General features: G+C 66.6%; 6 protein-coding genes. 4 read left to right on the forward strand and 2 right to left on the reverse strand.

What is annotated here, in order from left to right; genetic code table 11:
* Positions 1 to 457: Clp protease N-terminal domain-containing protein (locus C100_RS0124070; protein WP_031308756.1), on the reverse strand; the 457-nt coding region annotated here is incomplete at its 3' end.
* Between the two features lie 74 nt (positions 458 to 531).
* Positions 532 to 2,175 (reverse strand): M28 family metallopeptidase, encoded by a 1,644-nt coding sequence (locus C100_RS29365; RefSeq protein WP_024018614.1) that lies wholly within the window; start codon positions 2,173 to 2,175, stop codon positions 532 to 534.
* A 196-nt stretch (positions 2,176 to 2,371) separates the two neighbouring features.
* Between C100_RS29365 and C100_RS29370 the strand changes: the two genes are divergently transcribed.
* The 4 genes from C100_RS29370 to C100_RS29385 form a co-directional block, all read left to right on the forward strand.
* On the forward strand, positions 2,372 to 5,245 hold the full coding sequence (locus C100_RS29370; protein WP_024018615.1) for a M16 family metallopeptidase: 2,874 nt from the start codon (positions 2,372 to 2,374) through the stop codon (positions 5,243 to 5,245).
* Positions 5,246 to 5,268: 23 nt separating this feature from the next.
* A complete protein-coding gene (locus C100_RS29375) occupies positions 5,269 to 5,568 on the forward strand; it encodes a hypothetical protein (protein ID WP_024018616.1) in 300 nt (99 codons plus the stop codon).
* Between the two features lie 121 nt (positions 5,569 to 5,689).
* Positions 5,690 to 6,145: a MarR family winged helix-turn-helix transcriptional regulator gene (locus C100_RS29380; protein WP_024018617.1), complete on the forward strand. Its 456-nt coding sequence runs from the start codon at positions 5,690 to 5,692 to the stop codon at positions 6,143 to 6,145.
* A partial coding sequence (locus C100_RS29385; RefSeq protein ID WP_024018618.1) for an FUSC family protein occupies positions 6,142 to 7,964 on the forward strand: 1,823 nt, incomplete at its 3' end. The genes C100_RS29380 and C100_RS29385, both read left to right, overlap by 4 nt.

Genomic DNA, 7,964 nt, shown 5'->3' on the forward strand with positions numbered 1-7,964 from the left:
CGGCGGTGCGGCCGCCTCGCAAGCCGTTGATCGCGGCGTTCAGGGCTTCGGCCTTCACGCCCGCGGCCGCCAGCGCCCTGCCCGCCGCCGTTGTGGTGGCGAGGGTCAGCGCCAGCAGCAGCCGTTCGACGGTGACATAGCTGTCGCCGGCTTTCTGCGCCACCTGCTCGGCACTGTCGAGCACGCGCACGGCGTCATTGTCGAGACCGGGCGTTTGCTGCGCGCCGCTGCCCGAAACCGCAGGCACCTTGGCGAGCGCCGCGTCGGTTTCGCGCAGGGCCACGCCCGCGTCGCCGCCCGCCGCCTTGATGAGGCCCGAAGCCATGCCCTGCTCATCCTCCAGCAAGGCCTTGAGCAGATGTTCCGGGCTGATCCGCTGATGGCTCATGCGGATGGCGACGGTCTGCGCCGACTGGAGGAAGCCCTTGGCGCGGTCGGTGAATTTCTCGAGGTTCATGACATCCCCATGATATTGATGGTGTGGATGTAGTGTTGCTCAAAAGGCACACAAGGGGCGATGCGTGATTATCCTTACTTCGCCGCCCTGGTTGCTTGGGGGGCGAACAGGTCGCCGAAGAAGTCGTTGGCGAACCAGCGAGGCGGCGTATCGCCATCCGCCATGGCACGGGTGATGCGGTAATTCGCTTCCGCGAAGCGCGCGCCGGCATCCCAGTCGATCGGCTGGTTCATGTCGTCGCCGGGGTGATGGTAATTACCCGACAGGAAGTCGCCCCACGCCTGTTCGCCGCCATTGGCGAAGCCGGTCGCCAGGAAGACGGCGGGGACGCCCTGCTTCACGAACATATAATGGTCCGAGCGCACGAAAATTGTTTCCTGCGGCATGGGGTCGGGCGAGAGGGTGACGCCCATGGGCTTTACCGCCTGCGCCACGATCGGGCCGAGGGTCGAGTGATCGGCGCCGAAGGCGACGACGTCCGTGAAGGGGTAGAGCAGCAGCGGCATGTCGAGATCGACATTGCCGACGATCTGCTTGATCGGAACGGTGGGGTGGCGGGCGAAATAGTCGGCGCCGAGAAGCCCTTTTTCCTCCCCGGTCGATGCCAGGAAGATGATCGAGCGGCGCGGCTTTTGCGGCGCCCCAGCCATCGCCCGCGCAACTTCCAGCATCGTGGCGATGCCCGCGCCATTGTCGAGCGCGCCATTGTTGATCCGGTCCTTGGTCGCAGGGTCGCCGGGCTTTGCCGCGCTGACGCCGATATGGTCCAGATGAGCGGAGAGGACGACATATTCGTCCTTCAAGATCGGGTCGCTGCCCGGCAGGATGGCGACGACATTGGGACTGGTGACGCGCTGGCTGACGCTATCGGCCTTGATCCGGGCGCTGGTCCTGAGCGCGAAGCCCCTGGGCTTGCCACCCTTGCGATCCGCGATTTTGCGGATGGCGGCAACGCTCTGCGGCGCGCCGGCGAAGATCGCCTCGGCCGCCGGATCGTTGAGCGAGGCGGCCGCGCGGATACCCGGCGCCTGGTCGAACGGCTTGCCCTCGGGAGAGACCCAGGTGAAGTCGGGTTCGTCGGCGAACTGCACCATCCGCGCCCAGGGCCGCGCCTTCATCGACTGGAGCGTGCCGAGCGAAAGCATGGCAATGGCGCCATGCTTCTGGGCGATCATCGCCTTGGTCGCGGAGAGATGCGCGCCTTCCTCGCTGGGCAGCCCCTTGGGGTAGCCGCGCAGGGTGACGACGATCTTGCCCCTGACATCGAGGCCGGCATAATCGTCCAGTCCAAAGCGCTGATTTTCGAGCCCATAGCCGACGAAGACGAGAGGCGCGGTGAGGTCGAGATGCGGTTCGGCGGCATTGACGCCGACCAGCACGTCGCCGGCATGGGTGAAGCTCTCCTGACCGCCGGGGCCGGTGACGGTCAGGCTCGCGGGTGTCGGCGCGCGCTCGGTCTTCTGAAAAGCGATGCGCTGATACCAGCCATCATCGTCGCCGCCCGGCTTGAGGCCGAGCCCGTCGAACTGGCTGGCGACATAGCGGGCGGCGATTTCATGCCCTTCGCTGCCGGTGTCGCGGCCCTTGAGCAGGTCGTCGGCGAGAAATTCGACATGGGCGCGCACGGCCGCAGCGGTGAATATGGGGTCGGACGCGGGCTGGGCGGGGAGCGCGGCAGGCAGGGCGAGGGCGGCGGCCAGCAGGGTCAGGCGTTTCATGGATGGCAGGACTTTCAGGCAGATACGCATGGTGACAGACTTGCCGCCCGGCTTTCGTCCTGTCCAGCCAGATGTATGGCAGTCAGATATATTCCGGCCCGATCTATATTGCGCGCTCATCACGCCCCGCTATGCTGGGTGCAGCGCGGCCCGTTTCCTGGCCGCATGGTCCACCAGCTCCTGCCAGAGGCCTTTCATGACCCTTTCCCCCCTGCCGCGCCGTCTGCCATTGCTGATCGGCCTGTCCGCGCTTGCCCTGATGCCCATGACGCAGGCGGCCGCCCGGCCCGCGACCGCTGCCGCGGCCGCCGCGCCCGCGCCACTGTCCAGCTTGGTGAGCAAGGTCGATATTCCTTATGAGGAGTTCCGGCTGAAGAACGGGCTGCGTGTCATCGTCCATACCGATCGCAAGGCGCCGGTGGTGGCGGTGTCGGTCTGGTATCATGTCGGATCGCGCTACGAACCGGCGGGCAAGACGGGCTTTGCCCATCTGTTCGAGCATCTGATGTTCTATGGATCGGAAAATGCCGACGGGCCTTTCTTCGGGCGGCTCGAGGATATCGGCGCGACCGACTGGAACGGGACGACCTGGTTCGACCGCACCAATTATTTCGAGACGGTGCCGACCGGCGCGCTCGATCGCGCGCTGTTCCTGGAATCGGACCGGATGGGCCATTTGCTGGGCGCGGTCACGCAGGCCAAGCTCGATACCCAGCGCGGCGTCGTGCAGAATGAAAAGCGGATGGGCGAGAATGAGCCCTATGGGCTGGTCGAATATGCGCAGCTCGCCGCGTTGCTGCCCGAAGGGCACCCCTATCGCCACTCCACCATCGGATCGATGGCGGACCTGAACGCGGCCAGCCTCGCCGACGTACAGAACTGGTTCAAGACCCATTATGGCCCGAACAACGCCGTGCTGGTGCTGGCGGGCGACATCGACGTCGCTACGGCCAAGGCGAAGGTGGAGAAGTGGTTCGGCAACATCCCGGCCGGTCCCGCGCCACAGGATGTGGACGCCAGCGTGCCGACGCTCGACAAGGATGTCGAGAAGGCGATGCACGACAATGTCGCAGCGGTGCGCCTCTATCGCAACTGGGTGGTGCCCGGCGTCAATTCGGCCGACCTGCCGCAGCTTGACCTGGCCATGGCGGTGTTTGGTGGCCTCGGCTCATCGCGGCTGGACAATGCGCTGGTGCGTGACGAAAAGGTCGCGGTCGGCGTCAAGGCCAGCATCCAGCCCTTCGAGAAGCTGAGCCTGGCGGAGATCACCGTTGATGTGAAGCCGGGCGTGGACCCGGTAGCGGTGGGCAAGCGGCTCGACCAGTTGCTTGCCGACTATCTCGCCAAGGGGCCGAGCGCCGACGAGGTGCAGCGCGCCGCCACCCGGCAGGTGTCGGGCACGATTTCGGGGCTGGAGAAGGTCGGCGGTTTTTCGGGCAAGGCGGTGACGCTGGCCGAAGGCGCGGTCTATTCCGACGATCCGGGCAAATATAAGCAAGACCTGGCGGTCTATGCCGCCGCGACGCCGGAAACGGTGACGGCGGCCGCCCGCAAATGGTTGGGCCGGCCGGTGTTGCGCCTGACCGTCGCGCCGGGCGAGCGCAGCGCGGCGGACAACGCGCTGGCGGGGAACGCCACACACAAGCCGGCCTATTTCCGCAATCCCGATGCGCCGGCGCCCGCCGCCGCCACGGCGCCTGAGCCAACGAAGATTGCCGAACCGCCGATCGAGCCGGTCAAGGATCTGGACTTTCCCGATGTCGAACATGCGACATTGAAGAACGGCATACCGGTCGTGTTCGCGCGGCGCGATGCGGTGCCGACGGTGCGCGTCTCGGTCGCCTTCGACGCGGGCAACGCCGCTGACGACAGGGCGAAGCTGGGCACGGCGGGGCTGACGACGGCGCTGCTGGACGAAGGGACGACGACCCGGTCGTCGGTGCAGATCGCCGAGGAGCAGGAACGTCTGGGCGCGGCGATCAGCGCGGGCAACAGCATGGACCGCACGACCGTCGGCCTGTTCGCGCTCAAGCCCAATCTGGACGCATCGCTCGGCCTGCTGGCGGATGTGATCCGCAACCCGGCCTTCAAGCCCGAGGAAGTCGAGCGGCTGCGCGGGCAGGTGCTGACCCGGATCGCGGCGGAAAAGACTGAGCCGATGGCGATCGCCCAGCGGATGTTGCCGCCGCTGCTGTACGGGCAGGCGCATCCCTATGGCATTCCCTTTACCGGTTCGGGAACGGAGTCAGGCGTCAAGGCCGCGACCCGCGCCGACCTCATCGCCTTCCATGACGCATGGATGCGGCCGGACAATGCCACCATCTTCGTCGCAGGCGACACGACGCTGGCGGAGCTGATGCCGTTGCTGGAAAAGCGCTTCGGCGACTGGAAGGCGCCGGCCGTCGCCAAGGGCGTCAAGACGTTCCGCATGGACCGGATGATGCGCCCGTCGCGGATCATCCTGATCGACAAGCCGCAAAGCCCGCAATCGCTGATCCTGGGCGGGCTGCTGACCAACAAGGCGGGGACCGACAATCCGGTGACGTTGCAGACCGCGAACGAAGTGCTGGGCGGCAGCACCACGTCGCGCCTGACCATGGACCTGCGCGAGACGAAGGGTTGGGCCTATGGCGCGGGCACGGCGCTGCCGGGCGTCAAGGAAACCATCCCGTTGCTGGTCTATGCGCCGGTGCAGACCGACAAGACCGGCGAATCGATCATCGCCGCGCGCCAGGACATCAGCGATTATCTGACGACCAAGGGCACGACGCAGGAAGAGCGGGACCAGACGATCAACAGCCAGATCCTCTCGCTGCCCGGCAGCTTCGAAACCTCGTCCGAATTGCTGGGCGCGATGATGCGCAACCAATTGATCGGCCGGCCCGACGATTATTATGAGACGTTGCCCAAAACCTATCGCGCGATGACGGCGGCGGAGATGGACAAGGCCGCGCGCGAGGCGATCAATCCCGACCGGCTGATCTGGGTCGTGGTGGGCGACGCGAAACTGGTGCGGCCGCAGCTTGACGCGGTGGGGTTGCCGGTGGAAATGGGAACGCTCGCGGACTGACGAATACGTAAAGGAGAATGGATATGGCAGTGGATGGCGCTTATGATTGCGTGGCCAAGACCCCGATGGGCGACCAGAAGGGCGTGTTCACCGTCGTCAGCAGCGGCGATCGGTTCAACGGCACTTTCGCCGGCATGATGGGATCGCTCGACGTGGTCGATGGCAAGGTCGATGGCGACCGGCTGACGTGGAAGATGGAAATGACCATGCCCATGCCGATGACGCTGGAATGCGACGCGGAAGTGGTGGGCGACGCCATCACCGGAACCATGCAGCTGGGCGCGTTCGGCGCGTCGGCCTTTAACGGGACGCGACGGGCCTGACGGGACCGGCCGTCGGGGAGCGGGCATTGCCGCTGCCCCGACGGTCGATTGCATTTCGTGCAAATGCGACAGCGAAATAGACAGGTGCAACGCTAGCCGCTTTTCATTAGTTAGCTATCTAATGAATTTACTCCTCGACGATCCCCGCCGCGCGCTGGCGCATAAAATGGCGTCCGTGGCCCGCAACTGGCGCCAGCTGGCCGACAGTGCGCTGGCGGAATTCGGCGTGTCCAACAGCGCGGGCTGGTGCCTCATTCATATCGACCGGCTGGGCAATGAGGTGCGGCAGGCGGAGCTAGCCGAAACGCTCGACATCCGGCAGCCCTCGCTGGTGCGCACGCTCGACCAGTTGCAGGCGGGCGGGCTGGTCGCGCGCGCGACCCATCCCGAGGACAAAAGGTCGAACATCATCACGCTGACCGCGGCGGGGCGCGAACTGGTGGGCGGGATCGAGGAAAAGCTGGGCATGTTGCGCGCCGAACTGCTGCACGACATTCCTGACGAGGCGATCGAGATCATGGTCGAGCTGCTCGACTTGATCGGCCACCGCATCGCCGAGCGGCGCAGCCAGTCATGAAGGTCCAAAAGCTGGGAGAGAAGATCGGCCTGCCGGCCGCGCTTTTTTCCGTCAAATGCCTGATCGCGGCGATGCTGGCGCTTTACCTGGCCTACAGCATCGGGCTGGAGCGGCCCTATTGGGCGTTCCTGACCAGCTATATCGTGGCCCAGCCGATGGCGGGCGCGGTCATTTCCAAGGCGGTGTTCCGCATCATCGGCACGCTGACCGGCGCGATGTTCGCCGTGGCGGTCGTGCCGCCGCTGGTCAATGCGCCCGAACTTCTGTCGCTCGCCATGGCGTCCTGGCTCGGCCTGTGTGTGTTCGTGTCGCTGCTCGACCGGACGCCGCGATCCTATATGTTCGTGCTGGCCGGCTATACCGCCTGCCTGATCGTCTTTCCCGACGTCGATACGCCGCAGACGATTTTCACGGTGGCGTCGCTGCGCGTACAGGAAATCCTGCTGGGCATTCTCAGCGGCAGCCTGGTCCATGGCGTCATCCTGCCCGGATCGATTACCGGCGTGCTGCTGGGCCGGGTCCAGACCATTTTGCGCGACGCCGAGCGCTGGTCGCGCGACGCCATCGCGACTGATCCGGTGCCGGGGCTGGATGCCGAGCGCCGCCGGCTGGCGCAGGATGTAAGTGAATTGCACCAGATGTCGGTCCATCTGCCCTTCGACATCAGCCGCCTGGCGCCGCGCGTGCGCACGGTGCGCGCCTTGCAGGATCAATTGTCGCTGCTGCTGCCGCTGGGCGCGGCGGTGGAGGATCGGCTGGCCCAGCTCAAGGCCGCCAATGGCGGTGTCGTGCCGACGCAGGTCGAGGCGCTGATCGCCGATGTGCGCGACTGGCTGGAAACGCCCGCGCCCAACCCGGCTGCCCGCGCCAGCCTGACCGGCGCGTTGATCGCGCGCTGCACCGCGCTGGAGCCGGAGGCGCGCGCCGACATGGGCTGGGCCGACATGATGCGGCTCAGCCTCTATGCCCGGCTGGCGACGCTGGTCGCCGTCCATCGCGACTGCCGCGACCTGCTGGACCAGATGACGACCCATCGCCGCAGCGCAGTGACGCCGCGCGTCGCGCAATTGCTGGAAGGGCGGCGCAACCGCGAACTGCATCGCGACTATGCCGGCGCGGCGCGTGGCGCCTTTGGCGCGTTCCTGACCGTGGCGCTGGGATGCGCCCTGTGGATCGGCAGCGGGTGGAAGGATGGCGGCACCGCGGTCATGCTGGCCGGCGTCTTCCTGGCGCTCTTCGCCGCCGCCGACAATCCGCTCGCGCCGCTCAAGGGCTTCATGGTCGGCACCATCGTAGCCTCGCTGCTCGGCGCGCTCTATGGCTATGCCATCATGCCGCGGCTGGACGGCTTTGCCATGCTGGCCATGGCCTATGCGCCGGCGCTGCTGGTGCTGGGCGCGTTGATGGCGTCGCCCCGCTGGGCGGGCATCGCGCTGCCGACGCTGTTGGGCCTGGGCAGTCCGGTGTTGCTGTCGGACCGCTATGTGAATGCCTTCGCATCCTATGTAAACGGCGCGGTGGCGCAGCTTGTCGGCATATGGTTCGCCATCATCATGGCCGGGCTGCTCCAGTCGGCCGGGGTCGAGCGGGCGATCCGCCGCACCGTCCGCGCCGGCTGGATCGACATCGCCAACCGCGCCAACCTGATGACGCCGCCCGACGTGCGCGGCTGGATCAACCGGATGCTGGACCGGATCGCGCTGCTGGCGCCGCGCCTGGCCGCGACCCGGCGCGACAGCGGCGCGCCGCTCTTTGATGCGCTGCGCGACCTGCGCACCGGCGTCGCGATCGGCGAGCTGCGCCAGCTGCGGCTCGACCT

This window comes from Sphingobium sp. C100 (assembly GCF_000508185.1).
Lineage (GTDB): Bacteria > Pseudomonadota > Alphaproteobacteria > Sphingomonadales > Sphingomonadaceae > Sphingobium.